This is a genomic window from Nocardia sp. NPDC059228 (genome assembly GCF_042754245.1).
GTDB lineage: Bacteria > Actinomycetota > Actinomycetes > Mycobacteriales > Mycobacteriaceae > Nocardia.
Genome location: NZ_JBHZAL010000014.1, coordinates 85,735 through 110,994, shown reverse-complemented (window position 1 = coordinate 110,994; position 25,260 = coordinate 85,735). Strand labels below are relative to the sequence as shown.

Sequence of the window (25,260 nt, the reverse complement as noted above, 5' to 3'; positions counted from 1 at the left end):
CGAATCGACCGGGGGTCAACCCGGGATATTCGACAGGCTGTCAGGCATGATTGTCCATTTGTGGAGCAACAATCCGCAGTGTCCATCGACGTGATCACCCTGCGCTACGGACCCGACGACCCCACCGCCGCCCTCGGCATCGCGCCCCGGCGGTGGGAGCCCTTCGCCGGTGAACTCGCGCTGCCGGGTGTGCTGCTCGGCCTCGGCGAACGCCTGGCCGAGGCCGCCCGCCGCGCGGTCCACACCAAACTCGGGGTACCGGCCGAGGCCATCCTCGCCGTCGGGCAGGTCGCCACCTTCGATGAGCCGCACCGCGATCCACGCGGGCCGACACTGTCCATCGCCATGTGGGCCGTGGTCGGCCCGCACGGAACCGGCAGCGCGACCTGGGTCCCGTTCGACGCCGTCCCGCATCTGGCCTTCGACCACAACCAGATCGTCGCCGCCGCCCGCGCCCGGCTGGCCGAGATGCTCTGGAAGGACCTGGCATTCACCCGCGCCCTGACCGGCGACCAGTTCACCGCCACCAGAGCCGTCGACCTCACCACCGCCCTGCACGGCGCGAAACCCGACCCCGGCAACCTCAACCGGACCCTGGCCGCCATCCCCGGACTCTCCCGCACCGGCGAACGGGTTCGGGTGAAGGCCACCGGCCGCCCCGCCGCCGTCTGGTCCTTCACCTAGCCGACCGGGTCACCCACCCGGCCTGAACCGGTCCGGAACCCGCACGGCGCGGGACACATTGGCCAGGGCAGCGGCCTCCAGCTTGCCGCGCAGAGTGGCCGACGCGGGCCTGCATCGGTTCCGAGGCCGTCATCGACGCGGCCTGCTGGTCTGACGACATGCCGGACAATTCGCGCATGCCCCGGGAACCCGCCGGTTCAGGGCACCAGTACGAGACGGCCGCGGAGGCCCCCCGCGGCGAGCCGGTGGTGGGCGTCGGCGACCCGGTCGAGGGGCAGGGTGCCGGCCACACGAGGAGTCAGGCGGCCCGCATCGACCAGGGCGGCCAGCTCGGCGAGGCGGCGACCGTCGGCGCGAATCCAGGTGTTGGCGACCCGGATTCCGCGCAGACCCGCCGGTTCCGCGCCACCCACCACGGCCGCGAACCCACCCCCGGAGCGGACCGCGTCGAGAGCCTCGGCGCCCAGGGACGCGGCATCCACCGCGCCGTCGGCACCGCCCGGGATCAGGGCGCGCACCGCCTCGCCCAGGCGTGCGCCGCGCGGGACGAAGAATTCCGCGCCGAGTTCACGGACCAGGTCCTCGTCCGGGGCGGCGGCGGTCGCCACCACCCGAAGTCCCTGGGCCACGGCCAGTTCCACCGCGAAGCCGCCGACCGCACCGGCAGCGCCGGTGATCAGCACGGTCTGCCCGGCGGTGAGCGCGAGCGCGTCCAGGGACTGCACGGCGGTCAGGGCATTCAGCGGTATCGTCGCCGCCTCGACCGCGGAAGCACGGCGCGGGACGAGCGCGACGGCCGCGGCGTCCAGGACGACGAAATCCGCCTGCGCGCCCAATGGCACGTCCAGACGGTCCGACAACCCGTACACCTGGTCACCGAGCGCGAAATCCGGGACGCCGGAACCGATCTCGTCGATCGTGCCGGCGACGTCCCAGCCGAGGCCGATCACGTCGCGCGGCACCATCAGGCCCGCCTGTGCCAGACCGCCCGAGCGGGTGTGCAGATCGACCGGATTCACCCCGGCGGCGGTCACCCGAATCCGCACCTGCCCGGGACCCGGCGACGGCACCGGCACGCCTGCCAGCTCCAGCACCTCGGGACCTCCGAACGAACGAATCACGACGGCACGCATGTGAGTTCTCCTCTGCTGTATGGTTTTCCATCCAGCCCCGAACCTACGGAGTGTTACTCTCCACTGGGAAGTACGCACCTCGGAGTGCGTACCGTACGCGAGGGAGAGCCATGGCAACCAAGACCGCGGCCCAGCGGCGCACCGAAGCCCGCCGCGCCTACGACGCCTACGTCCAGGAATGCCCCACCCGGCACCTGCTCGACCGCATCAGCGACAAATGGGTGAGCCTGCTGCTCACCGCGCTCGCCGGCGGACCCCGCCGCTACAGCGACCTGTCCCGCGTCGTCGCGGGCGTCAGCCAGAAGATGCTCACCCAGACCCTGCGCACCATGGAACGCGACGGGCTGGTCAGCCGCGCGGTCACCGCCTCGGTGCCGGTCCGGGTCGACTACGAGCTCACCGAACTCGGACGCAGCCTGCTCCCGGTCATGCAGGCGATCAAGAGCTGGGCCGAGACCCACATCGAGGACGTCCTCGCCGCCCGCGAACGCTACGACGACAGCCCGAACTGACCTGGACCGTTCCCGCTCAGGCATATCCGTCACCCGCAGGCAGATCCCTCGCAGTTCCGGCATGTCTTCGCGACCCGGGCATATCCGTCGCAACTCGGGCAGAGCGGTTGCGGCTCAGGCACATCCACGTCGACTCGGGCGAATTCGCTGCGGCTCTGGCGGATTCGTTGCCACTCAAGCGAATCCCCAATCCAGGTCCGCAGTCTCACGCAGCTCCGTCGAGAACCGATTGGACCAGCTGCCGGACGGCTTCGAGAAGCCGGTCCTTCTGGCCGTTGCGGACCAGATAGGGCACCAGGTCACCACCCAGGGGCGCGAGCAGCAACCCGCCGACCACGTCGGCGTCGAGATCGGGGCGGACCTCGCGGAGCAGGCTGCTGATGTGGGCGGCCCAGAAGGCGTGGAGTTCCTCGGCACGTGGATGCGGAGGTATTGCCCGATAGGCGACCGAGATCTCGATGTCGTCGGCGACCAGACGGGTCATGGCGTCGAAGTAGGCCAGCAGGCGCTCCCCGGCCGGAGCACCCGGACCGAGCGGCGGCGGACCCGACCGCACGGCCTCCATCAGGTCGAACGCACCCTCGGCCATCAGTTCGTGCAGCAGGCCGGCGCGGCTGCCGAAGCGGTGGAAGAGCGTGCCCTTGGCCACCCCGGCCGCTGCCGCGATCCGTTCCATCGTGGCGGCGTCGGCCCCCTCCTCGGCGAACAGCTTCCGCGCCGCCACCAGGATTGCCTGCCGGTTGCGCGCTGCGTCGGCGCGTTCCTTGGGCCGGTCCATATCACCACTTTCATTGACAACTTGACCGACGGTCAATATCTTCGCAGACACATCTTGACCGTCAGTCAACTTATGAGAGGTTCTCAATGCACGCAATCCTATTGACCGCTACCGGCGCACCCGACGTCCTGGTGGCGAGCGAGGTGCCCGCGCCGCGCCCGCAGGCCGGAGAGATCCTGGTGCACACCGAGGCGATTCCGGTGCTGTTCCCGGAGACCATGCTGCGGTCGGGCGCGTTCCCGCTGCCGGTGGAGTTCCCGATCGTCTTCGGCACCCAGGCCGCGGGCGTCATCGCCGAGGTCGGCGCGGGCGTGGACCCGGCGCTGATCGGGCAGCGAGCAGTGGTGAGCAGCAACAGTTTCGGCACCTATGCCGAGCAGGTCTGCGTTCCGGTGGAGACGGCGACCGCGATTCCGGACGGCCTGGGCACCGTCGAGGCCGCGGCGGTCGCCATGAGCGGGTCGGTCGCGATCCCGCTGCTGGAGACCGCGCGGCTCACCGGCACCGAGACGGTCCTGATCGAGGCGGCCGCGACCGGTGTCGGCGCCTATCTCACCCAGCTGGCCAAGGAGTACGGCGCCGCGCGGGTGATCGCCACCGCGGGCGGGGCCGAAAAGGCCGCGCAGGCACGCGAATTCGGTGCGGACATCGTCGTCGACCACCACATACCCGGCTGGACCGAGCAACTGCGCGAAATGCTCGGCGGCACAACGCTGGACGTCGTGTTCGACTCGATCGGCGGCGAATCCGCCCTGGCCCTGCTGGATCTCATGACGCCGCTGCGCGGCCGCATGCTCAGCTACGGCTTCCTGTCCGGCGCGCCCGCACAGGTCGGCGCCATGGACCTGATCATGCGCGGCCTCACCCTGATCGGCTGCTCCGGGCCGGACTGGCTGGCGGGGGTCGCCGCCGCGCGCGCCGCGGCACTGAATCGCGCCGCGACGGGATCACTGACCCCGCTCGTCGACCGCGTGCTACCGCTCGATCAGGCCGCCCACGCCCATCAGCTGCTGGCCGACCGGGCGGCCAAGGGCACGATCGTGCTGCGTCCCGCCGGGGCGTGACGAAAGTCCGGATCAGCCGGTGATTTCCCACTCGTAGACGGTGAGTTCCGACGCGCCCGTCGTGTGAATCGGGTCGGTGCGGATCAGTTCCTGTGCGGCAGTCAGGTTTTCGGCGGTGATCACGTACGCACCGCCGCTGCCGTCGGTGAATTTGCCGGTTTCCACCAGCTGTCCACGCTCGCGGACGGCCGTCAGCCAGTCCTTGTGCGGGACGATGACGGAGTCGTCGAAGCGCGGGGTGCGCATGGCCATCACGAGATACTTGCGCACCCTGCGCTTCTCCTTCGAACTACTTCTCGTCGTCGGCGACGACGGTGGCGCGGGTCGCGGCCGCGGCGGCCCGCACCTGCGGGGCCACCTGGACCACCTGCCCGAGCACACCATTGATGAACGACGGCGAATCGTCGGTGGACAGCTCCTTGGCCAGCTCCACCGCCTCGTCGACCGCCACCACCGGTGGAACGTCGTTGCCGTGGAACAACTCCCACACCGCCACCCGCAGGATGGCACGGTCCACGGCGGGCAGCCGTCCCAGCGTCCAGTCCTGCAGGTACGACTCGATGGTGCCGTCCACCCGGTCCAGATCGTCGGCGACGCCTTCGACCAGGACCCGGGTGTAGGGGTTCACCGGCGCCACCGACTCCTCACGCACCGCCAGCGAGACACGCTCGGACAGCAGATCCGCAGGATCGATATCGCGGGCCTCCGCCTCGAAGAGCAGATCCACCGCGCGCCGGCGCGCCTTGTGCCGTGCGCCGAGCTTCTTGAACGACTTCTTGTCCGATTGATCGGCCACGGAAGACATTATCCGTCGCGTCAGTTGTTGACGCGGCTGATGTAGCTGCCGTCCCGGGTGTCGATGCGCAGCTTGTCACCCTGGTTGATGAACAGCGGCACCTGCACCTCGGCGCCGGTCTCCACGGTGGCGGGCTTGGTGCCGGCCGAGGAGCGGTCGCCCTGCAGGCCGGGCTCGGTGTGGGTGACGATCACGTCGATGGCGACCGGGAGCTCGACGAACAGCGCCTCGCCCTCGTGCATGGCGATCTGCACGGCCATGTTCTCCAGCAGGAAGCCCGCGTTGCGGCCCAGCAGCTGCTCGCTCAGGTGGATCTGGTCGTAGGTGTCGCCGTCCATGAAGATGTAGTCCTGACCATCGTGGTACAGGTACGTCATGTCGCGACGGTCGACGGTCGCGGTCTCCACCTTGACGCCCGCGTTGAAGGTCTTGTCGACGACCTTGCCCGAGACCACGTTCTTCAGCTTGGTGCGCACGAAGGCGGGACCCTTACCCGGCTTCACATGCTGGAACTCGACAATCTGCTGCAGCTGATTGTCGATCTTCAGCACGAGGCCGTTCTTGAAGTCGCTGGTGTCCGCCACTGTCCTCGGATCTCCTACTAGTCGGTCGAACCGTGCGTCAGTCGACGACGGTCAGGTCTTTGCTGGTGCGGGTGAGCAGCTCCGGGCCCCCCTGGCGAACCACGAGTGTGTCCTCGATCCGGACACCACCGCGGCCGGGGAAGTACACACCTGGCTCGACGGTCACCGCCACGCCATCCAGCAGTGTACCCGTGCCGGTTTTGGCTATTCCGGGCGCTTCGTGAATCTGCAGGCCCACACCGTGCCCGAGGCCGTGCACGAACAGCTCACCGTGCCCGGCGGCCTCGATCACCGCGCGCGACGCCGCGTCCACCGCCTTGGTCGAGACGCCCGGGGTCAGGGCCTCGCGGCCGGCCTGCTGCGCCCGCTGGACCAGGTCATAGACCTCGCGCTGCCAGTCCGTCGGCGCACCCAGCACGAAGGTGCGGGTCATGTCGGAGTGGTAGCCGCCGACCACCGCGCCGAAGTCGAGCTTCACGAAATCACCGGTGGCCAGCACCGACCCGGTCGGGCGATGATGCGGGACAGCCGAATTCGCGCCCGCGGCCACGATGGTCTCGAAGGCGACCGCCTCGGCGCCGTGCTCGAACATGAGCCACTCCAGCTCCCGGGCCACCTCCCGCTCGGTGCGGCCGGGACGCAGCCCGCCGCGCTCGAGCAGGGTGGCCAGGGCCGCGTCGGCGGCGTCGCAGGCCGCGCGCAGCTGCTCGACCTCGAAGTCGTCCTTCACCATGCGCAACTGCTCGACCAGCCCCGAGACCGCGACCAGGTCCAGGCCGGTGCCCAGCGCGGACAGGCCGCGATGCTGTTCGACGGTGACCACGTGGCTCTCGAAACCGACCCGGCCGGTCTGCCACTCCCCCGCGATCTCCATGACGCGGCGCGCACTGGCCCGGTTGATCTCGGCGCGCAGATCGGGCACCTGCACGCCGACCTGGGTGAGGTAGCGGCCGTCGGTGCAGATGATGGTGCGGTCCTCGCTGGAATCCCAGGCGTACACCAGCAGCGCGGCGTTGGAGCCGGTGAAACCGGTCAGGTACCGGATATTGATCAGGTCCGTGACCAGCAGGGCATCGACGCGGTTCTCCACCAGCAGATTGCGCAGGCTGGCCCTGCGCAGTGCGTAGTCGGGGCGCCGGACCGGATCGTGATCAGCAGACATGCGTCAAAGCTACCGCCGACACGCCGCAACACCGACACGCAACACGTGAATGACCTGGTAATGGAACCCAGGCCGTTCACATCGCAAGCGGTTCTCCACATTTCGCGATCACGCCCCCCGCACCGGCCGCCGCCGCGCGATCCTCGATCCATGTCTCCGTTGCCCGTCCTGCTGCTGACCCTGTGGTGCGTCGCCCTGAGCGTCTGCGATCTGCGCAGCCGGCGGCTACCGAACGTCCTCACCCTGCCCGGCGCCGCGCTCGTGATCGGCTACGGATTCGCCACGGGCAGGCCGGCACTCGCGGTCTCCGGCGCCCTGTTGCTGACCGTTCCCTACCTGTTCGTCCACCTCTGCTGCCCGCACGCCCTCGGCGCGGGCGACGTCAAACTCGCCTTCGGACTAGGCGCGGCGACAGCCCTCTGCGGCGCCCAGACCTGGTCCTGGGCGGCGTTGGCCGCGCCGATGCTCACCGCCGCCGCCGGCCTGGGCGGCATGCTCGGGCATCGGCTGCCGATCCCGGGCGCGGGCGGGCGGGCGGTCGTCGCCGGGACGCTCGCGCACGGGCCCGCGATGTGTGCCGCGAGCATGGTGGCGGTGGTGGCCGTGCGCTGACATCGGGCTACGCACGGGCCGTGTGTTCGAGCACCCCCGTTGTCATGGAAAGATGTCACTCGTGTTGCGCTGGATAACTGCCGGAGAATCCCATGGTCCTGCTCTCGTCACCATCCTCGAGGGGATGGTGGCCGGTGTCGAGGTGACCTCCGCCGAGATCGGCGCGCAGCTGGCCCGGCGACGGCTCGGGTACGGGCGCGGCGCGCGGATGAAGTTCGAGGCCGACGTGATCACCATGGTCGGCGGCGTGCGCCACGGCCGCACCATGGGCGGCCCGGTCGCCATCGAGGTGGCGAACTCGGAGTGGCCCAAGTGGACCCAGGTCATGTCCGCCGATCCGGTGGACGAGGCCGAGCTCGCGGACCTCGCCCGCAACGCCCCCCTCACCCGTCCCCGTCCGGGCCACGCCGACTACTCGGGCATGCTCAAGTACGGCTTCGACGACGCCCGCAATGTCCTGGAGCGGGCCAGCGCCCGCGAGACCGCGGCGCGGGTCGCGGCGGGCACCGTGGCCAAGAACTTCCTGCGCCAGGCGCTGGGCGTCGAGGTGATCTCGCACGTGGTGTCCATCGGCGCCGCCGCGAACACCACCGGCGTGGTCCCGACCGCCGCGGATCTGGACGCCATCGACGAGTCGCCGGTGCGCGCGTTCGACAAGGACGCCGAGGCGGCCATGATCGCCGAGATCGAGGCGGCCAAGAAGGACGGCGACACCCTGGGCGGTGTGGTCGAGGTCGTGATCGAGGGCCTGCCCGTGGGCCTGGGCTCGTTCACCTCCGGTGAGGCGCGCCTGGATTCGCGACTGGCGGCCGCGCTCATGGGCATTCAGGCCATCAAGGGCGTCGAGGTGGGCGACGGTTTCGAGACCGCCCGCCGCCGCGGCAGCCAGGCCCACGACGAGATGCGGCCGGGCCCCGACGGCGTGCTGCGCTCCACCAACCGCGCGGGCGGCCTGGAGGGCGGCATGACCAATGGCGAGGCGCTGCGCGTGCGCGCGGCCATGAAGCCGATCTCGACCGTGCCGCGGGCGCTGTCGACGGTCGACATGTCCTCCGGCGAGGAGGCCGTCGCCATCCACCAGCGCTCGGATGTGTGCGCGGTGCCCGCGGCCGGTGTGGTCGCCGAGGCGATGGTGGCGCTGGTCGTGGCGCAGGCCGTACTGGACAAGTTCGGCGGCGACTCGCTGCCCGAGACCGTCGACAACATCCACGCCTACCTGAAGCGGATCAACGCCCGCCCGCACATCCCGGGCCACGCCGGGCAGTGACCGCTGACGACAGCGCGGTGTCCGGCGAGCACGAACCCACCGCGGCGGCCGGTGAAACCGACCGGCCCGCAATCAGTCTGGTGCTGGTCGGCCCGCCGGGCGCGGGCAAGTCCACCATCGGGCGCAAGCTGGCCCGGGAACTCGGCGTGGACCTCTACGACACCGACGCCGGGATCGAGGAGCGCGCCGGGCGCACGATTCCGGAGATCTTCGCCGAGGACGGCGAGCCGGAGTTCCGCCGCATGGAGGAGGAGGTCGTCCGTGACGCGGTCCTCGCCGGGCACGGCGTGGTCTCCCTCGGCGGCGGCTCGGTGCTCTCGGCCGCGACCCGCGCCCTGCTGCACGACCGTACCGTCGTCTACCTGGAAATCAGTGTGGGCGAAGGGCTGCGCCGCACCGGCGCCAGCACCAACCGCCCGCTGCTCAACGGCGACGACCCCGCCAAGAAGTACCGCGAACTGATGAAGATCCGCCGCCCCCTCTACCGTGAGGTGGCGACCGTGCGGGTGCGCACCGACGGCCGCAGCCCCGGCCGCGTCGTCCGCATGATCCTGGCCAAGCTCGGGCTGGAACCGATTGCGCGCCCGGAGGATTCGGGCACCGAGACCGCTACCGTCGAGCCCGGCGTCAGCTCCCGCTCGCGCGCCCGCCGCAAACGCCGCCGCCGCGGCCGCGGCCGCGGCGAGGACAGGCCGGGCGACGGCACGAATACGACTGCCGCCGAAGCCGATTCGACCCCGGCCACCGAGGCGCGCAACGGCCAGGGCTCCCCTGCCTCGCCCGCCGGCGCGGCCGAGGCCGCCGGGGACGCGAAACGCTCTCGGCGCAACCGGCGTTCGCGCCGCCGCGGCGGCCGCACCACCGCGGCCGCTCCACTCCCGCCGAACGCGGAGACCACCGTCGGCGCGGCGGTCGCGCCGCCCGCCGCCGGATCAGGGAACGCGTCCCCTGACCGGTCCGGCGCGCCCGCGGTGGCCGACGCTGTGGGTGGTGGATCCGGAGCAGTGGGTGCGCGTACCGGCGGACGCCGTCGCCGCGCCTCCCGCATCGCCGGTGCGCCCTCGAGTTCCGCTGCCGGTGGCCAGGATTCGCCCCGCACCGCCGCTCCGGCCGACGTGGCCGCCCCGAACACACCCGCCGCACCATCGGATGCGGCCCGCGTACCCGGCGCCGTCGCCGCGCCCGGCAGCGGACGCTCGCGCCGTGCCCGGGCCCGACGGGCGCGGGCACGCGCCCGCGAGCAGCAGCACACGCCGGCCGACGGACCGGTTCCCGGTGCCACTTCCCCTGCGGTGGAGGGAGGTTCGTGATCCTGAGCGCACCATCGCGCGCCACGGGCACGCGCCGCCGATCCGATCGACAACTTCCCCGCACCACGGGGTCACGCTATTCCCCGCCGCTGGGCGGGACCATTCACGGAGGAGTCCTATGAGCGAGCCGACTCGCATCGAGGTCCGCACGGCCGACCCGTACCCGGTGATCATCGGCCGGGGGCTGCTGGGCGACCTGGTCGACCAGGTGACCGGCCGGTCCGGCGTGCGGACCGTGGCGATCTTCTACCAGCCGCCGCTGGCCGAGACCGCCGAGGTGGTGCGGAAGGCCCTCGCCGACAAGGGCATCGATGCGCACCGGGTGGAGATCCCCGACGCCGAGGCCGGTAAGGACCTGCAGGTCGCGGGCTTCTGCTGGGAGGTGCTCGGCCGTATCGGGCTGACCCGCAAGGACGTGATCGTGAGCCTGGGCGGCGGCGCGGCCACCGACCTGGCCGGTTTCGTGGCCGCCACCTGGATGCGCGGCGTGGACATCGTGCACGTGCCGACCACGCTGCTGGCCATGGTGGACGCCGCGGTGGGTGGCAAGACCGGCATCAATACCGAGGCGGGCAAGAACCTGGTCGGCAGCTTCCACGAGCCGGCCGCCGTCATGGTGGACCTGGCCACGCTGGAGACGGTCCCGCGCAACGAGATCGTGGCGGGAATGGCCGAGATCATCAAGGCCGGTTTCATCGCCGACCCGGTGATCCTGGAGCTGGTGGAACGCGACCCGCAGGCCGCCATGGACCCGACCGGCGACGTGCTGCCCGAGCTCATCCGCCGCGCCATCCAGGTCAAGGCCGATGTGGTGGCCGCCGACCTGAAGGAATCGAATCTGCGCGAGATCCTCAACTACGGCCACACTCTCGGTCACGCCATCGAGCGCCGGGAGCGGTACCGCTGGCGGCACGGCGCGGCCGTCTCGGTGGGCCTGGTCTTCGCGGCCGAATTGGGCCGCCTGGCAGGCCGTCTCGACGACGCCACCGCCGAGCGGCACCGCACCATCCTGGACAGCATCGGCCTGCCCACCACCTACGACGCCGATGCGCTGCCGCAGCTGATGGACGCCATGCAGACCGACAAGAAGACCCGTTCGGGCGTACTGCGTTTCGTGGTGCTCGACGGCCTGGCCAAGCCGGGTCGGCTGGAGGGCCCGGATCCGAGCCTGCTGGCCGCGGCCTACTCGGCCATCGCCCGCGAGGACGGCCCGACCGGCGGCGCGATTCTGCTGTAGGGCACAGCGGCTTTCCTCTCAGCGCCCGTCGCCGGACTCCGGCGGCGGGCGCTGCCGTCGGTGCTCCCGGATACGAAAAACCCCGCGCCACCCGATCGGTGGCGCGGGGTCGAGCGCGGACGGGAGCTCAGACGCCGGCGGGCTGCGGGTTGGGTGCGGAGCCGGCGGGGGTGCCGGACTGCTTCTTGCCGCCCCGGCCCGCCAGCCAGCGGCCGAGGGCGACGCCGAGCACGCCCGGGATGAAGATCAGCAGCACGATGAAGGACGCGGCCGAGGTGATGTTGAAGACCAGACCCTGATCACCCAGGTCGAAGCCGGGAACGAAGTCGAGGATCCAGGCGGCCAGGCCGGAGCCCAGGCCACCGGCGAGCGCGGCCTTGAGCCAGCGCATGGTCAGATCGGTGCCGCGCTCGGGATCGGCATTGGCGCGCCGATCGGCGCGGCCGTCCAGTACGCCCCACGCGACCACCGAGCCGACCAGCACGATCAGGCACAGGATCCGCATCCAGGCGCCCGTGGTCGGCCAGTACCTCATGCCGAAACCGAGCAGGGCCTCCAGCACAACGGTCAGCGCCCCCAAGCCCACGGCGCGCAACACCCACGCATTCATGACGATCACCTTAACCTGCGCGGCCGCGCGGCCGAACCCAATGAATTGAAACTTGTTCCAGAACCATAGCCGGAGCGGGGCCGCGGGACACACCCGGGCCCGGCACGCTGCTACAAAGACAGCGTGAGCATCGAAGCCGTCGCCCTGCTTCAGGATCCGATCCGCAAGCGGCTCTACGACCATGTCGCGGCCGCCGACCACGACGTGAGCCGGGACGAAGCGGCCGCGGCCGTCGAGATCAAAAGGCCGCTGGCCGCCTTCCATCTCGACAAGCTCACCGAGGCGGGACTGCTGGACGCGGTCTTCCGCCGCCCGGAGGGCCGCACCGGGCCCGGTTCGGGACGGCCCGCCAAGTTCTATCGCCGCGCCGACGCGGAGTTCGCGATCACGCTGCCGGCCCGCGACTATCGCACGGTCGCAACGATTCTCGCCGAGGTGGTCGAGCACGAGGGCTTCGAGGACGCCATCGCGAAGGCCGCCGCCGCGCACGGGCCGGCCCTCGCGAGCCGTGACCTGTTCGAGGTGCTGCGTGAGCGCGGCTACGAGCCCTATCTCGACGGCGACGCGATCCGCCTGCGCAACTGCCCTTTTCACCGCCTCGCCGTGGACTTCCCGCCGCTGGTCTGCGGCATGAATCTGGCGCTGCTGGCAGGTCCGGCGGCCGAGGCCGGCTGGACCGCGCGGATGGATCCGGCGCCGGGCCGATGCTGCGTGAGCTTTTCTAAAACCAATGGAGACTAGTTATAGTCGAGGAATGCACCTCGCACAGCTGAACATCGGGCGCATGGTCGCCCCCGAAGGCGATCCCCGGGTCGCCGAATTCTTCTCGGCCCTCGACGAGATCAATGCCGTCGCCGAATCCTCCCCCGGCTTCGTCTGGCGCATGGTGGACGGCGAATCCAACAACGCCACCTCCCTGCGCCCGTACCACGGCGAGCCGGACATGCTGGTGAACATGAGCGTGTGGGAATCGCGGGAAGCGTTGTTCGACTACGTCTATCGCAGCGGCCACATGGACTACGTGCGCCGCCGCCGGGAATGGTTCACCCCGCTGCGCGAGGTCTTCACGGTGCTGTGGTGGGTGCCGGAGGGCATGCTGCCCACACTCGCCGACGCCATGGCGCGACTGGACCACCTGCGCGAGAACGGGCCGACGCCTTACGCTTTCACCTTCCGGCAGGCCTTCGAACCGGAAACGGCCGCGGAAATATCCGCGGCCGTCCTCGATTAGCGGGTCACATCCGTGATCAATCCCGCAGGGCCGCAGCCATTTCGGCGCGCGGAGCGGGTTTGCCGGTGAACTGCTCGACCTGCCCGTAGGCCTGGTTGAGCAGCATCTCCAGGCCGCTGACCACGGTATTGCCCACGCGGGCAACCGCTTCCGCGAGCGGCGTGGGCCACGGGTCGTAGATCGCGTCGAGCACCACCGGGGCCGCCGCCACCGAATCCGCCACGGCCGCGGCCGCCGCGGCGGGCACGGTGCTGACGACGGCGTCCACGTCGGAACAGACGAACAGCAGGCCCTCGGGGTCGAAATCGAGCACCTCGGCCGACATGCCCAGCTGCTCGGCCAGTTCCAGGGTTCCGGCGGCGCGGCCGCGATCGCGGGCCACGATGGTGACGGTGTGCGCGCCCAGGTCGGACAGCGCCAGCAGGGCCGGGCGGGCGGTGCCGCCCGCGCCCAGCACGACGGCGCGGGAGATCTCCTGCACGCCGGCGCCTTCCAGCGCGCCGCGCACACCGTCCACGTCGGTGCAGTCCGCACGCCAGCCGGAATCGGTGCGCACCAGGGTGTTCGCCGAGCCGACCAGGACCGCTCGCTCGGTGCGCTCGTCGGCGTAGCCGAGCGCGGCGACCTTGCCCGGCATGGTCACCGATAGCCCGACCCATTCCGGTCCGAGCCCGTCCACCAGGCCGGGCAGCTGCTCGGCGGTGCACTCGATGCGCTCGTAGCTCCAGTCCAGGCCGAGCGCCCGGTAGGCCGCCAGATGCAGTTGCGGCGACCGCGAATGCGAGATCGGGCTGCCGAGCACGGCCGCCTTCCGGTTACCGCCCACTGTCGAGAATTCCACTCTGCCTGGCCTTTTCGATATTGCGCAGGTGCTCCTTGTAGTCCTCGGTGAACAACGTGGTGCCCTGCTTGTCGACGGTCACGAAGTACAGCCACGGGCCGGGCGCCGGATTCTCCATGGCACGCATGGCATCCAGCGACGGCGCGGAGATCGGCGTGGCGGGCAGACCGGCCATGGCGTAGGTGTTCCACGGGGTCTTGTGCGCTCGGTCGGAGTCGGTGGTGGCGACCTCGGTCTTGTCGAGGGTGTAGTTGACGGTGGAGTCGAACTGCAGCGGCTGCTGGGCGGCGAGCCGGTTCACGATGACCCGCGCCACCTTCGACATGTCCTGCGGCAGCGCCTCCCGCTCCACCAGCGAGGCCGCGATCAGCGTGTCGTAGGGGCTCAGGCCGTTCGCCGCGCCGGACTGCGCCACCCCGGTGGCGTCGTAGCTCGCCGCGCTCGCGGTCACCAGCTGCTTGAGGATGTCCAGCGCGTTGGCGCTGGGGTCGAAATCCCAGGTACCACCGGCGATCAGGCCCTCGAGCTGGCGGGAACGGTCCGGCACCGACCGCACCCGGTCCAGCGCCCACACCGGCACGCCCAGCGTGGCCGGATCGGCGGTGGCCCCGGCCTGGTCGAGCTGCTCGTAGGTGACGCACTTGGCGGCGGTGCCGGTGCCGACGCAGCTGGCCTCGGCGATCTTGCGGTAGATGCCGTCCTTGCGCGCGCCGGTGGTGACATCGCTGGAGTCGTGCAGCTGGCGACCCTCGGAGATGACCACATTCCCGACCCGGGCGTCCTTGCTGAACAGCGCGGTCACCGCTTCGGAGCCCTTGCTGTGGCCCGGAATGGCGTAGTAGCCGGGCTGGATGGAGTTCATGTTCGTATTGCGCACGGCCGCTTCGTAGAACGCGCCGCTGCTGGCCACCACGCCCTTGTCGGCCATGGTCTGCGCGATCTGGGTGGCGGTGTCACCCGGCTTGATCTGGATGACCACCAGCGGGCCCTGCGGGCCCGAGAAGTCGGGGGGCGGGCTCAGCTTGCCGACGAACTTCCAGCCCGCGAATCCGACTGCGCCGACGAACAATACGGCGAAAACACCCGCGATGACGAACAGATTGCGGCGGCGCCGCTTGCGCTCGGCCGCTTTCCGCGACGCCATCCGGGATCGCTTGGGGCGCTGGCTGCCTCGCGACCCCGCGCGCGACTGCGATCGGGTGGCCCGGCGGCCCGGCTCGGCGCGCTGGCCCCGATCGCCGCGGCCGCCGCGCTCGGCACGCTGGGGCGCGCTGCGGCGCGGGGGTTCCGGCTCGTGCGGGAGCTCCTCGTCGTAGTCCTCGCCCTCATAGTGCTCGTCGTCGTAACGCTCATCCTCGTAGCGGGGAATGACGGTGGTGTCGTCTTCGTAATCGTCCGCCTCGGACCAATCCAGATCGTCGCGGCGGTAACGCCGTTCGGCGTTCTGGCGGTAGCGTTCCTCGGCCCGCGTCCAGCGGTCGGTCATGCGTCATCACCGCGCGGCTTCAAAAGGGCACTCCGTTCGTCCAACCATCCTTGCAGGATCGACACGGCGGCGGCCTGATCGATGACCTGCCGCTGCCCGCGTGCGCGAACTCCACTGTCTCGCAACGCACGTGCAGCAGACACCGTAGTCAAACGTTCGTCGGAAAGTCGCACCGGCACCGGCGCGATCAGGGTCCGCAAACGCCCCGCGAAGGTGGCCGCCAGCTTAGCCGACGCGCCGCTCTCCCCACGCAATGTGCGCGGCAGGCCGACGATCACCTCGACGGCCTCGTACTCCCGCACAATGTCGGCAATTCTCGATAGATCGGAGGCGAGGGCGCCGGGCGCGACCTTCTTCGCGCGCGGCACCGTCTCGACCGGGGTGGCCAGCAGCCCGTCCGGATCGCTGGAGGCGACACCGATGCGCACCGACCCCACGTCGATGCCGATGCGCCGGCCGCGGCCCGGGTCCCGTTCCGGGGAGGGCCGCTCCGACGCGAAGCCCCGCCCGCCGGCCGAGACCCCGGAGGCCTCGGTCGGCGTGCGAGCAAATCCGGAGGAATGTCCCGAATCCGGCCGCGCCGGGTCTGCTTCGGGTACGGGCCGGGTCCCGTCTGCGGGACCCGGCGTGTCAGATGTGTCCGCGTCGCCCATTTATCCGGCGAGCTCGGCGACCCGCGCACGCAGGGCGGCCAGACCCGCCTCGATGCCCGACGGGTCCGAACCCGCGCCCTGGGCCATCTCGGGCTTGCCGCCACCCCGGCCGGAAATGGCCGGACCGAAGGCTGATACCAGATCCCCGGCCTTGATGCCGAGATCCTGCGCGGCCTTGGTGACCGCGGCGACGAACGGCACCTTGCCGTCGGCGTGGCCGAGCAGCACCACGATGGCGGGCTCGGAACCGAAGCGGCCCTTGATGTCCTGCACCAGGGTGCGCAGATCGCCCGCGCCCACGCCCTCGGGCGCGGCGGCGGCGACCAGCAGCACCTTGCCGACCCGCTGGGCCTGCTCCACGAAGGTGCCCGCGCTCGACAGCACGGCCGCCATCTTGGTGCGCTCCAGCTCCTTCTCGGCGGTCTTGAGCCGCTCGACCAGCTGCTCGACGCGCCCCGGCACATCCTCGGAGGGCACCTTCAGCGACGAGGCGACACCGGCCAGCAGCGCCCGCTCCTTGGCCAGGTACTTGTAGGAGTCCAGGCCCACGAAGGCTTCCACGCGGCGGATGCCGGAACCGACCGACGACTCGCCGAGCACGGTGATCGGGCCGATCTGCGAGGAGTGCTGCACGTGGGTGCCACCGCAGAGCTCCATGGAGAACGGCCCGCCGATCTCCACGACCCGCACCTCGTCGCCGTAGTTCTCGCCGAACAGGGCCATGGCGCCCATCTTCTTGGCGGAGGTCAGGTCGGTGACGAAGGTGTTGACCTGGAAGTCGTCGGCCACCGCGTCGTTGGAGACGGCCTCGATATCGGCCTTCTGCTGCTCGGACAGCGCGCCCTGCCAGTTGAAGTCGAAGCGCAGGTAGCCGGGCTTGTTGAGCGAGCCGGCCTGAACCGCGTTGGGGCCCAGCACCTGTCGCAGCGCGGCGTGCACCATGTGCGTGCCCGAGTGGCCCTGGGTGGCGCCACGCCGCCAGGCCGGATCGACCTGGGCCAGCACGGTGTCGCCCTCGGTGAGCTGACCGGCCTCGACGGTGGACTTGTGCACCCACACCTTCTTGGCGATCTTCTGCACGTCGTTGACCTTCACCTTGAGGCCGTGCGACGAGGCCAGCGACCCGCGGTCGGCGATCTGGCCACCGGACTCGGCATAGAGCGGGCTGCGGTCCAGGATCACCTCGACGTCCTGCCCGGCCTCGGCGACCGGCACCCGGACGCCGTCCTTGATCAGGGCCAGCACCGTCGCCTCGGTCGACAGCTCGTCGAAGCCGGTGAACTCGGTCGCGCCGCGGTCCACGAACTCCTTGTAGACGGTGAGGTCGGCGTGCGCGTGCTTGCGTGAGAGAGCGTCCTCCTTGGCCCGCTTGCGCTGCTCGGCCATGAGCGCGCGGAAGCCCTCCTCGTCGACCTGCAGGCCGGCCTCGGAGGCCATCTCGAGGGTCAGGTCGATCGGGAAACCGTAGGTGTCGTGCAGGGTGAACGCGTCGGTGCCGCTGATCTTCCTGCTGCCCTGGGCCTTCACCTCGTCGACGGTCTCGTCGAACAGCTTGGTGCCGGTGCTCAGGGTCTTGAGGAACGCGGCCTCCTCACCGACGGCCACTGTTTCGATGCGCTTGAAGTCGGTGGTGAGTTCCGGATAGGACGGCGACATCAGGTCGGCGACGACCTTGATGAACGCACCCATCACCGGCTGCTCGGCGCCCAGCAGGCGGGCCGAGCGCACGATACGGCGCAACAGGCGGCGCAGCACGTAGCCACGGCCGTCGTTGCCGGGGTTCACGCCGTCGCCGATCAGCATGGCCGCGGTGCGGGCATGGTCGGCGATGACGCGGAAGCGCACGTCGTCGGCGTGCTCGACACCGTAGGAGCGGCTGGTCAGCTCCTCGGCCTTGTTGATGATCGGGCGCAGCAGATCGGTCTCGTAGACATTGTCGACACCCTGCAGCAGGAACGCGACACGCTCGATGCCCATGCCGGTGTCGATGTTCTTCTTGGGCAGCGGGCCCAGGATCTCGAAGTCGTCCTTGCCGCGCCCGGCGCCGCGCTCGTTCTGCATGAACACGAGGTTCCAGATTTCGAGATAGCGGTCCTCGTCGGCCTCGGGGCCGCCCTCGATGCCGTATTCGGGGCCGCGGTCGAAGTAGATCTCCGAACACGGGCCGCACGGGCCGGGGATGCCCATGGACCAGTAGTTGTCGGCCATGCCGCGGCGCTGGATCCGCTCGTCCGGCACGCCGAGCTCACGCCAGATCTGCTCGGCCTCGTCGTCGTCGAGATACACGGTGACCCAGAGCTTTTCCGGATCGAAGCCGTAGCCGCCGTCCTCGACGGGGTTGGTGAGCAGCGACCAGGCCAGCTCCATGGCCCCGCGCTTGAAGTAGTCGCCGAAGGAGAAGTTGCCCGCCATCTGGAAGAAGGTGTTGTGGCGGGTGGTGACGCCGACGTTCTCGATATCGCCGGTACGGACGCACTTCTGCACGCTGGTCGCGGTATCGAAGGGCGGGGTCTGCTGACCGAGGAAATACGGCACGAACTGGACCATGCCTGCGTTGACGAACAGCAGGTTGGGGTCGGCCAGGATCAGCGAGGCACTCGGTACCTCGGTATGTCCGGCCTTTACGAAATGCTCCAGGAAGCGCCGTCGAATCTCGTGGGTCTGCACAACCATCCAGCCTACCGGTCCGGGTCCAGGGAGTTTCCACCCACCACCGGGCGATAGCTACCATCGCCGGGGTGACTGTGATCCCGGACCCATCCCAGCGCTTCCCGCTCCCCCACGCGCGCCGCACCGTCTTCCTGAAACCGCACGTCACCTCGCCGAACATCGAGGTCGGCGACTTCAGCTACTTCGACGATCCGGACGCGGCGACCGCCTTCGAGACCAACAATGTGCTCTATGCCTTCGGCCCCGAGAAGCTGATCATCGGCAAATACTGCGCCATCGCGAGCAACACCCGCTTCATCATGGCCGGCGCCAACCACGCCACCTCGGGAGTGTCGACCTTCCCGTTCACCATCTTCGGCGGCACCTGGGCCGAGGAGACGATGGACATCATCACCTCGATTCCGTCCAGGGGCGACACCGTGGTCGGCAACGACGTGTGGATCGGCTACAACTCGCTGATCATGCCGGGCGTGCACATCGGCGACGGCGCGATCATCGCCACCGGCGCCGTCGTGACCTCCGACGTGCCGCCGTACACGATCGTCGGCGGCAACCCGGCGCAGGTGGTCAAGCAGCGTTTCCCGGACCAGGACGTGGCGCGCCTGCTGCGTGCCGCCTGGTGGAACTGGCCGCTCGAGCTGGTCACCGAGCACGTGCGCGTGATCATGGCCGGCACCGCCGCCGACATCGAACGCATCGCCATCCACGAGGGACTGCTGGCGGACTGACCAGCGCCGCAAGCGCATTCGCGGCGCACCGAGCGACTGTTTCCGGCAGTCGCTGCAATTCGGCGCGTGACGCATCGGCGCACTCGGCGCTATTTACCCCGGACGATGCGGCGCAGTTTGGTGACGCGAGGACCGACTTCACGTTCGTAGCCGTGATCGGTCGGCCGGTAGTAGTCGACGCCGACCAGCTCGTCCGGTGGATATTGCTGGGAGAGAACGCCGTCCGGGTGGTCGTGCGGGTACTTGTAGCCCTGGGCATTGCCGAGCGCGGCGGCGCCGGCGTAGTGGCCGTCGCGCAGGTGGGCGGGCACCGCGCCCGCCTTGCCCGCGCGTACGTCGGCCATGGCGGCCGCGAGACTCTTGACCACCCCGCCCGACTTCGGGGCCGTGGCGATGTGAATCGTGGCCTGGGTCAAGGCCAATTGGGCCTCCGGCATACCGACCAGCTGGACGACCTGGGCGGCCGCGACCGCGGTCTGCAGGGCGGTGGGGTCGGCCATGCCGACCTCCTCGCTGGCCTGGATCATCAAGCGGCGGGCGATGAATCGCGGATCCTCGCCCGCGCTGATCATGCGGGCCAGGTAGTGCAGCGCGGCATCGACATCGGAGCCGCGCAGGGATTTGATGAAGGCGCTGATGACGTCGTAGTGCTGGTCGCCCGCACGGTCGTAGCGCACCGCCGCCTTGTCGACGCTGGCCTCGACCAACTCCACATCGACGGTGCCGTCCAGGGAGGATTCGGCCGACGCCTCCAACGCGGTGAGCGAACGCCGCGCATCACCGCCCGCGATCCGCACGATGTGGTCGAGCGCCGCATCCGTGACGGTGTACTCCCCCGCCAGCCCGCGCGGGTCGGCGATGGCCCGGGTGAGCACCGTGCGAACGTCGGCCTCCGACAGGGACTGCAGTTGCAGCACCAGCGAGCGGGACAGCAGCGGCGACACCACCGAGAACGACGGATTCTCCGTGGTCGCCGCGACCAGCAGCACGATCCGGTTCTCCACCGCCGCCAGCAGCGCGTCCTGCTGCGTCTTCGAAAACCGGTGCACCTCATCGATGAACAGCACGGTCTGTTCACCCACGGTGAGGCGGCGGCGGGCCAGATCGATGACCGCCCGCACCTCCTTGACGCCCGCCGACAGCGCCGACAGCGCTTCGAACCGCCGTCCGGTGGCCTGCGACAGCAGCGAGGCGAGGGTGGTCTTGCCCGTCCCGGGCGGTCCGTACAGCAGCACCGAAGCCGCCCCGGACCCTTCGATCAGCCGCCGCAGCGGCGACCCGGGCCCGAGCAGATGCTGCTGCCCGACCACCTCGTCGAGGGTGCGCGGTCGCATGCGCACGGCCAGCGGCGCGAATCGGTCGTCCCCGCTGGGAATGCGCGCGGCTCCCGCCTCGAAGTCGTCGACTACCGCCTGCGTGCCCGGCGGATCGAACAGCCCATCACTCACGCAACCGACCCTACCGACCGGCTCCGACACACTCGCCGACCGCGACGCCATCCCCCGACAGCGCGCGGCGGATCACTCCTCCCAGTGCTCTTCCAGCGTGGCCGAGACGTGTTCGGCGAAGTCGCCGAGGGTGTCGTCGCCGGTGCAGCGGGCGTCCTCGGCCAGGGCGGCCCAGCGGTTGATGAGGGCGGCCGAACGCGGGATGGACAGGCCGTGCTCGCGGGCGGCGGCGATGCGGGCGTGGTCGGCGGGCAGGAACCAGTAGGTGGACAGCCACACCCAGATGAGGCGCGCCTCGAGGATGCGCTCGGCGAGCACCTCGTCATCGGCGAGGGCCGGCCACACCGCCACCACCTCGGAGCGCCACGCCTCCACCATCTGGCGGGCGCGTTCGCGCGACAGCTCGAAATCGCACAGGCAGCCCGGGAAGGAGACCAGGGCATAGGCGATGTCTAGGGTGGCGTCGCGGAAGCCGCCCCACTCGTAGTCCAGGAACCGCGCGCCCTCGTCATTGAGGATGACATTGTCGGGGCACAGGTCGGAGGGGCTGAAGGCGCGGTAGCGCCCGGCGGAGAAGAGCCGGTTGCCGCGCACGATGCGCTCGGCGATCTCCCCCGGCACCTCGATGCCCAGCTCGCGCTGCAACATGATCGGCACCTCGGCGACCGCGGATTCGGCTTGCTGCGCGATGCCGTCCACGCGGTGCACCACATCGACGCGCCGCAGCAGCGCCACGAAGTCCGCCTCGCGGCCGACGGTCGCGGCGTGCATGCGGCCCAGTGCCTGAGCGAATGCCATGAGCGCATTGCGCCCGCTCGGTTCCACGCCGGACTGCAGGACCGCGGTCAGGGAGGTGTTCTCTCCGAGGTCGCTGAGTATGAGCAGGCGGTCCGGGAGGCTGTAGCCGAGCAGGTAGGCGCCGGGCCGGTGGTCACGGCCGAGGGCGGTGGTGAATTGGTAGGAGACCGCCTCGCGCAGGAATGCGGAGTCGATGCTGGCGACACCGGGAGCCATGCCGCCGGTGCGCCGCTGCGTCGCCGTACCCGCTACCTGCTTCACAATCAGTGTGCGAGGTAGCGAAAAGGCGTTCTCTGCAACGCGGACACGGAGTACCGTCGTCCTACCACTGCCGCTGAGTTCCATCGGATCGCTCAGCTTCACCGGAGCACCCATTCGCTTCGTGAGCAACTGTTGTGCCGCGGACACGACTTCGGCGGCGCGTTCGGCCAATAGTGCGGTCATCGGAACCCAAGTTACTCCCGTCAGGTCACTTTCAGCGAGCGGTTGCGCAACCTTTCGCGCGTCGGGCGGCGTGTCTTTGTGATGGGTTTGCCCACGCGGCGCTGGTTGCTTGACACAACCAGGACCGTCTAGTTGTCTCATGGTCACTTGCTGTGCGCCACACCGTAAACCGGGAAATGTGAAAGGCTTGCGACCATGACTGGCACGCCGCCCTCAGCACCGTACGAGCCCTCCGGCGACCGTCCCGTCGCAGGGGGCGGCGAGCAGTATCCGTCCCACGCCGGGCAGCACCAAAACCCCGAGCCCGCACCGGTTTCCGGCGCGCCCGAGCCGGGCCCCGCGCCCGGCCGCCACCAACTGCCCGGCCTCGCCGGGTACCCGCAATTCGACGGCCCCGGCGCCGCGCAGTACGGCAGCGAGCCGGTGGAACCTCCGCCGGCCTTCACCCCGCAGCCGGGCGCGCCGCAGCCGCCGGCCGGCTACGGCCCGGGCACGCCGCAGCAGTTGCCGCCGGCAGGCATGCCGCCCGGCGCGAATCCGCCTCCACCGGGCGGATTCCCGCCGGGTGCGATGCCGCCGCCCGCCGGCGCCCCGCCCGCCGAGCCGGCGCCGAAACAGGGCTATACATCCCCGCGCGAGACCCTCGACGTCGGCGCGGCCCTCACCTACGGGTGGGATCGGTTCCGGCTCAATCCCATTCCGTGGGTGGGCATGGTGCTGATCGGCATGATCGCCTGGCTGGTGGTCACCTTGCTGGTGAATATGGTTGACGTGCAGTCGTTGTCGGCCGTCGTCCTGCTGTTCGCGGTGGCGTCGCTGGTGGTGTGGCTGCTGCAGGCCGCCATGATCCGCGGCGCACTGTACGAAACCGACGGGACGCCACCGGATTTCCCGGCCTTCTTCGGCTTCGTGAATGCCGGGAATGTGCTGATCACCGCGCTCATCGTGTTCGCGCTGTGCCTCGTGGCCTCGATCGCGTGCGTGTTCCCGGCGATCATCGTGGGCGTGCTGTGCATGTTCGCGCTGCACTTCGTGATCGATCGGGACCAGAACCCGATCGCCGCAATCCAATCCAGCGTGCGGCTGGTGATCGCCAATGCCCTGCAGGTGACCCTGCTGGCGCTGGGGGTGCTGATCATGACCGTGATCGGCGCGCTGCTGTGCGGATTGGGCCTGCTGGTGGCCGGACCGGTCACCGCCATCGCCACCACCTACGCCTACCGTTCGCTCACCAACGGGCTGGTGGTCTGAGCTCGATCCGCCCGCACGCGCGAGCCGCTGTCGACGACGGAGCCCGCCGGTATCGCTGATACCGGCGGGCTCGCGACGGTCCGGGCGCGCCCTTACTTGGCGTCGTCCTTGACCGGGTTGCCGTTCGCGTCGAGCTTGGCGTTGAGGCCCGCCTCCTGCCGCTGCTGCAGGGTGATCGGGGTGGGCGCGTCGGTGAGCGGGTCGACGCCGCCACCCGACTTCGGGAAGGCGATGACCTCGCGGATCGAGTCCACGCCGGCCAGCAGCGCGGTGATGCGGTCCCAGCCGAAGGCGATGCCGCCCATGGGCGGCGCGCCGTAGGAGAAGGCGTCGAGCAGGAAGCCGAACTTCTCCTGGGCCTCCTCCTCGCCGATTCCCATCACCTGGAACACCCGCTCCTGCACGTCCCGGCGGTGGATACGGATGGAGCCGCCGCCGATCTCGTTGCCGTTGCAGACGATGTCGTAGGCGTAGGCCAGCGCCGAGCCCGGATCGGTGTCGAAGGTGTCCAGGTGCTCGGGCTTGGGCGAGGTGAAGGCGTGGTGCACGGCGGTCCAGGCCGAATAGCCCAGGGCCACATCGCCACTCGCGGTGGCGTCGGCGGTGGGCTCGAACATCGGGGCGTCCACGATCCACACGAAGGCCCAGGCGTTCTCGTCGATGAGGCCGCACTTGCGGGCGATCTCGCCGCGGGCCGCGCCCAGCAGCGCGCGGCTGGACTTCATGTCGCCGGCCGCGAAGAACACGCAGTCGCCGGGCTCGGCGCCGACCTGCTTGGCCAGACCCTCACGCTCGGCGTCGGTGAGGTTCTTGGCGACCGGGCCGCCGAGGGTGCCGTCCTCGTTGAAGGTGATGTAGGCCAGGCCCTTGGCGCCGCGCTGCTTGGCCCACTCCTGCCAGGCGTCGAACTGGCGGCGGGGCTGCGACGCGCCGCCCGGCATGACGACCGCGCCGACGTAGGGAGCCTGGAACACGCGGAACTGCGTGTCCTTGAAGTACTCCATCATCTCGGTGATCTCGACCTCGAAGCGCAGGTCCGGCTTGTCCGAGCCGTAGCGGCGCATGGCCTCGGCGTAGGTCATGTGCGGGATCGGGGTCGGGATCTCGTAACCGACCAGCTCCCACAGCGCGGCCAGGACATCCTCGGCCAGCAGGATGACATCCTCCTGCTCGACGAAGCTCATCTCGATGTCGAGCTGGGTGAACTCGGGCTGGCGGTCGGCGCGGAAGTCCTCGTCGCGGTAGCAGCGCGCGATCTGGTAGTAGCGCTCGATGCCGCCGACCATGAGCAGCTGCTTGAACAGCTGCGGCGACTGCGGCAGGGCGTAGAACTTGCCGGGCTGCAGGCGGGCCGGAACCAGGAAGTCGCGCGCGCCCTCGGGGGTGGAGCGGGTCATGGTCGGGGTCTCGACCTCGACGAACGCGTGCTTGGCCAGCACGGCGCGGGCGGCGGCGTTCACCTTGGAGCGCAGGCGGATCGTGTGCGCCGGGCCTTCGCGGCGCAGGTCCAGGTAGCGGTACTTGAGGCGGGCTTCCTCGCCCGGCTCGTCGTCGAGCTGGAACGGCAGCGGCGCGGCCTCGTTCAGCACCTCGAGCTCGGTCACGTTGACCTCGATGGCGCCGGTCGGCAGGTTCGGGTTCTCGCTACCGGCCGGGCGGTTCTCGACCACGCCGACGATCTTCACCACGAACTCGTTGCGCAGCTTGTGGGCGGCCGCCGCGGGTTCGCCTTCACGGAAGACGGCCTGGGCAACACCCGACGCATCACGCAGATCGATGAAGATCACGCCACCGTGGTCTCGCCGCCGGGCCACCCAGCCGGTGAGGGTGACGGTCTGACCGGCGTGCTCGCTTCGCAGCGAACCAGCCAAGTGGGTGCGCAGCACGGGATTCCTTTCGACGGGCTCGAAGCACCGGTGAGGTGTGACCAGGTGCAGACCCATCGTAGAGAGACACGTTCA

At 70.0% G+C, this 25,260-nt stretch carries 24 protein-coding genes and 1 pseudogene; 11 read left to right on the top strand and 14 right to left on the bottom strand.

The window, feature by feature from the left end; genetic code table 11:
• Positions 1-78 precede the first annotated feature (78 nt).
• A complete protein-coding gene (locus ACFXKA_RS22315) occupies positions 79-684 on the top strand; it encodes an NUDIX domain-containing protein (RefSeq protein WP_379428704.1) in 606 nt (201 codons plus the stop codon).
• A 197-nt stretch (positions 685-881) separates the two neighbouring features.
• Here the strand turns inward: ACFXKA_RS22315 and ACFXKA_RS22310 are convergent, their stop codons facing one another.
• The gene (locus ACFXKA_RS22310) at positions 882-1,817 is read right to left on the bottom strand and encodes an NADP-dependent oxidoreductase (RefSeq protein WP_379428703.1); all 936 of its coding nucleotides are present in this window, start codon (positions 1,815-1,817) and stop codon (positions 882-884) included.
• Positions 1,818-1,927: 110 nt separating this feature from the next.
• Between ACFXKA_RS22310 and ACFXKA_RS22305 the strand changes: the two genes are divergently transcribed.
• Positions 1,928-2,329 (top strand): winged helix-turn-helix transcriptional regulator, encoded by a 402-nt coding sequence (locus ACFXKA_RS22305; RefSeq protein WP_379428702.1) that lies wholly within the window; start codon positions 1,928-1,930, stop codon positions 2,327-2,329.
• Positions 2,330-2,534: 205 nt separating this feature from the next.
• Here the strand turns inward: ACFXKA_RS22305 and ACFXKA_RS22300 are convergent, their stop codons facing one another.
• Positions 2,535-3,107: a helix-turn-helix domain-containing protein gene (locus ACFXKA_RS22300; RefSeq protein WP_379428701.1), complete on the bottom strand. Its 573-nt coding sequence runs from the start codon at positions 3,105-3,107 to the stop codon at positions 2,535-2,537.
• A gap of 86 nt (positions 3,108-3,193) precedes the next feature.
• On the opposite strand from ACFXKA_RS22300, the gene ACFXKA_RS22295 reads away from it, so the two are divergent.
• Positions 3,194-4,171, top strand: a complete 978-nt coding sequence (locus ACFXKA_RS22295; protein WP_379428700.1) for a zinc-binding alcohol dehydrogenase family protein — start codon at positions 3,194-3,196, stop codon at positions 4,169-4,171.
• 12 nt (positions 4,172-4,183) lie between these two features.
• Here ACFXKA_RS22295 and ACFXKA_RS22290 read toward each other — a convergent pair whose 3' ends face one another.
• Genes ACFXKA_RS22290 through ACFXKA_RS22275 form a run of 4 tightly spaced genes read right to left on the bottom strand, consistent with a single transcriptional unit; the run spans position 4,184 to position 6,713 of the window.
• A complete protein-coding gene (locus ACFXKA_RS22290) occupies positions 4,184-4,441 on the bottom strand; it encodes a YciI family protein (RefSeq protein WP_354837347.1) in 258 nt (85 codons plus the stop codon).
• Positions 4,442-4,460: 19 nt separating this feature from the next.
• The gene (gene nusB, locus ACFXKA_RS22285) at positions 4,461-4,967 is read right to left on the bottom strand and encodes a transcription antitermination factor NusB (protein ID WP_379387049.1); all 507 of its coding nucleotides are present in this window, start codon (positions 4,965-4,967) and stop codon (positions 4,461-4,463) included.
• 20 nt (positions 4,968-4,987) lie between these two features.
• Positions 4,988-5,551, bottom strand: a complete 564-nt coding sequence (gene efp, locus ACFXKA_RS22280) for an elongation factor P (protein WP_354837343.1) — start codon at positions 5,549-5,551, stop codon at positions 4,988-4,990.
• 37 nt (positions 5,552-5,588) lie between these two features.
• The gene (locus tag ACFXKA_RS22275; RefSeq protein ID WP_354837341.1) at positions 5,589-6,713 is read right to left on the bottom strand and encodes a Xaa-Pro peptidase family protein; all 1,125 of its coding nucleotides are present in this window, start codon (positions 6,711-6,713) and stop codon (positions 5,589-5,591) included.
• A 150-nt stretch (positions 6,714-6,863) separates the two neighbouring features.
• On the opposite strand from ACFXKA_RS22275, the gene ACFXKA_RS22270 reads away from it, so the two are divergent.
• The 4 genes and pseudogenes from ACFXKA_RS22270 (at position 6,864) to aroB (ending at position 11,139) form a co-directional block, all read left to right on the top strand.
• A complete protein-coding gene (locus ACFXKA_RS22270; protein ID WP_379428699.1) occupies positions 6,864-7,325 on the top strand; it encodes a prepilin peptidase in 462 nt (153 codons plus the stop codon).
• Between the two features lie 61 nt (positions 7,326-7,386).
• Positions 7,387-8,592, top strand: a complete 1,206-nt coding sequence (gene aroC / locus ACFXKA_RS22265; RefSeq protein WP_379428777.1) for a chorismate synthase — start codon at positions 7,387-7,389, stop codon at positions 8,590-8,592.
• Positions 8,593-8,663: 71 nt separating this feature from the next.
• Positions 8,664-9,155: pseudogene (locus ACFXKA_RS22260) on the top strand (shikimate kinase); the annotation flags it as partial.
• A gap of 865 nt (positions 9,156-10,020) precedes the next feature.
• On the top strand, positions 10,021-11,139 hold the full coding sequence (aroB, locus tag ACFXKA_RS22255; RefSeq protein ID WP_379428698.1) for a 3-dehydroquinate synthase: 1,119 nt from the start codon (positions 10,021-10,023) through the stop codon (positions 11,137-11,139).
• Between the two features lie 127 nt (positions 11,140-11,266).
• Here aroB and ACFXKA_RS22250 read toward each other — a convergent pair whose 3' ends face one another.
• Positions 11,267-11,749 (bottom strand): B-4DMT family transporter, encoded by a 483-nt coding sequence (locus ACFXKA_RS22250; protein WP_354837333.1) that lies wholly within the window; start codon positions 11,747-11,749, stop codon positions 11,267-11,269.
• A gap of 123 nt (positions 11,750-11,872) precedes the next feature.
• On the opposite strand from ACFXKA_RS22250, the gene ACFXKA_RS22245 reads away from it, so the two are divergent.
• Both ACFXKA_RS22245 and ACFXKA_RS22240 read left to right on the top strand, forming a co-directional pair.
• Positions 11,873-12,490, top strand: a complete 618-nt coding sequence (locus ACFXKA_RS22245; RefSeq protein WP_379428697.1) for a helix-turn-helix transcriptional regulator — start codon at positions 11,873-11,875, stop codon at positions 12,488-12,490.
• Positions 12,491-12,503: 13 nt separating this feature from the next.
• Entirely contained in the window at positions 12,504-12,980 is a 477-nt protein-coding gene (locus ACFXKA_RS22240) for a DUF3291 domain-containing protein (RefSeq protein WP_379394990.1), read from the top strand.
• 16 nt (positions 12,981-12,996) lie between these two features.
• Here ACFXKA_RS22240 and ACFXKA_RS22235 read toward each other — a convergent pair whose 3' ends face one another.
• The 4 genes from ACFXKA_RS22235 to alaS all read right to left on the bottom strand — a co-directional run bounded on the left by ACFXKA_RS22235 (position 12,997) and on the right by alaS (position 18,627).
• Positions 12,997-13,821 (bottom strand): shikimate dehydrogenase, encoded by an 825-nt coding sequence (locus ACFXKA_RS22235; RefSeq protein ID WP_379428696.1) that lies wholly within the window; start codon positions 13,819-13,821, stop codon positions 12,997-12,999.
• Positions 13,796-15,307 (bottom strand): endolytic transglycosylase MltG, encoded by a 1,512-nt coding sequence (gene mltG / locus ACFXKA_RS22230; protein WP_379428695.1) that lies wholly within the window; start codon positions 15,305-15,307, stop codon positions 13,796-13,798. The genes ACFXKA_RS22235 and mltG overlap by 26 nt, the downstream gene beginning before the upstream one ends.
• Positions 15,304-15,756 (bottom strand): Holliday junction resolvase RuvX, encoded by a 453-nt coding sequence (ruvX, locus tag ACFXKA_RS22225; protein WP_379428775.1) that lies wholly within the window; start codon positions 15,754-15,756, stop codon positions 15,304-15,306. Before ruvX ends, mltG begins: the two co-directional genes overlap by 4 nt.
• 204 nt (positions 15,757-15,960) lie before the next feature.
• Complete coding sequence (gene alaS / locus ACFXKA_RS22220; protein WP_379428774.1) at positions 15,961-18,627, bottom strand: alanine--tRNA ligase; 2,667 nt, start codon at positions 18,625-18,627, stop codon at positions 15,961-15,963.
• Positions 18,628-18,704: 77 nt separating this feature from the next.
• Here alaS and ACFXKA_RS22215 point away from each other — a divergent pair, with 77 nt between their 5' ends.
• The gene (locus ACFXKA_RS22215; protein WP_379428773.1) at positions 18,705-19,358 is read left to right on the top strand and encodes a CatB-related O-acetyltransferase; all 654 of its coding nucleotides are present in this window, start codon (positions 18,705-18,707) and stop codon (positions 19,356-19,358) included.
• Positions 19,359-19,447: 89 nt separating this feature from the next.
• On the opposite strand, the gene ACFXKA_RS22210 is transcribed toward ACFXKA_RS22215, so the two are convergent.
• Entirely contained in the window at positions 19,448-20,857 is a 1,410-nt protein-coding gene (locus ACFXKA_RS22210; RefSeq protein WP_379428694.1) for a replication-associated recombination protein A, read from the bottom strand.
• Positions 20,858-20,878: 21 nt separating this feature from the next.
• A complete protein-coding gene (locus ACFXKA_RS22205; RefSeq protein WP_354837319.1) occupies positions 20,879-22,048 on the bottom strand; it encodes a kinase in 1,170 nt (389 codons plus the stop codon).
• Positions 22,049-22,243: 195 nt separating this feature from the next.
• Here ACFXKA_RS22205 and ACFXKA_RS22200 point away from each other — a divergent pair, with 195 nt between their 5' ends.
• Positions 22,244-23,299 (top strand): hypothetical protein, encoded by a 1,056-nt coding sequence (locus tag ACFXKA_RS22200; RefSeq protein WP_379428693.1) that lies wholly within the window; start codon positions 22,244-22,246, stop codon positions 23,297-23,299.
• Positions 23,300-23,391: 92 nt separating this feature from the next.
• Here ACFXKA_RS22200 and aspS read toward each other — a convergent pair whose 3' ends face one another.
• A complete protein-coding gene (aspS, locus tag ACFXKA_RS22195) occupies positions 23,392-25,185 on the bottom strand; it encodes an aspartate--tRNA ligase (RefSeq protein ID WP_379428692.1) in 1,794 nt (597 codons plus the stop codon).
• Between the last annotated feature and the right edge of the window lie 75 nt (positions 25,186-25,260).

Excerpts from the sequence above, each read along its gene's own strand:
- ACFXKA_RS22310 (WP_379428703.1), bottom strand. The coding sequence starts at position 1,817 with ATGCGTGCCGTCGTGATTCGTTCGTTCGGAGGTCCCGAGGTGCTGGAG.
- ACFXKA_RS22305 (WP_379428702.1), top strand. The coding sequence starts at position 1,928 with ATGGCAACCAAGACCGCGGCCCAGCGGCGCACCGAAGCCCGCCGCGCC.
- ACFXKA_RS22300 (WP_379428701.1), bottom strand. The coding sequence starts at position 3,107 with ATGGACCGGCCCAAGGAACGCGCCGACGCAGCGCGCAACCGGCAGGCA.
- ACFXKA_RS22295 (WP_379428700.1), top strand. The coding sequence starts at position 3,194 with ATGCACGCAATCCTATTGACCGCTACCGGCGCACCCGACGTCCTGGTG.
- ACFXKA_RS22275 (WP_354837341.1), bottom strand. The coding sequence starts at position 6,713 with ATGTCTGCTGATCACGATCCGGTCCGGCGCCCCGACTACGCACTGCGC.
- ACFXKA_RS22270 (WP_379428699.1), top strand. The coding sequence starts at position 6,864 with ATGTCTCCGTTGCCCGTCCTGCTGCTGACCCTGTGGTGCGTCGCCCTG.
- aroB (WP_379428698.1), top strand. The coding sequence starts at position 10,021 with ATGAGCGAGCCGACTCGCATCGAGGTCCGCACGGCCGACCCGTACCCG.
- ACFXKA_RS22250 (WP_354837333.1), bottom strand. The coding sequence starts at position 11,749 with ATGAATGCGTGGGTGTTGCGCGCCGTGGGCTTGGGGGCGCTGACCGTT.
- ACFXKA_RS22240 (WP_379394990.1), top strand. The coding sequence starts at position 12,504 with ATGCACCTCGCACAGCTGAACATCGGGCGCATGGTCGCCCCCGAAGGC.
- mltG (WP_379428695.1), bottom strand. The coding sequence starts at position 15,307 with ATGACCGACCGCTGGACGCGGGCCGAGGAACGCTACCGCCAGAACGCC.
- ACFXKA_RS22210 (WP_379428694.1), bottom strand. The coding sequence starts at position 20,857 with ATGGCGTCGCGGTCGGCGAGTGTGTCGGAGCCGGTCGGTAGGGTCGGT.
- ACFXKA_RS22205 (WP_354837319.1), bottom strand. The coding sequence starts at position 22,048 with ATGACCGCACTATTGGCCGAACGCGCCGCCGAAGTCGTGTCCGCGGCA.
- ACFXKA_RS22200 (WP_379428693.1), top strand. The coding sequence starts at position 22,244 with ATGACTGGCACGCCGCCCTCAGCACCGTACGAGCCCTCCGGCGACCGT.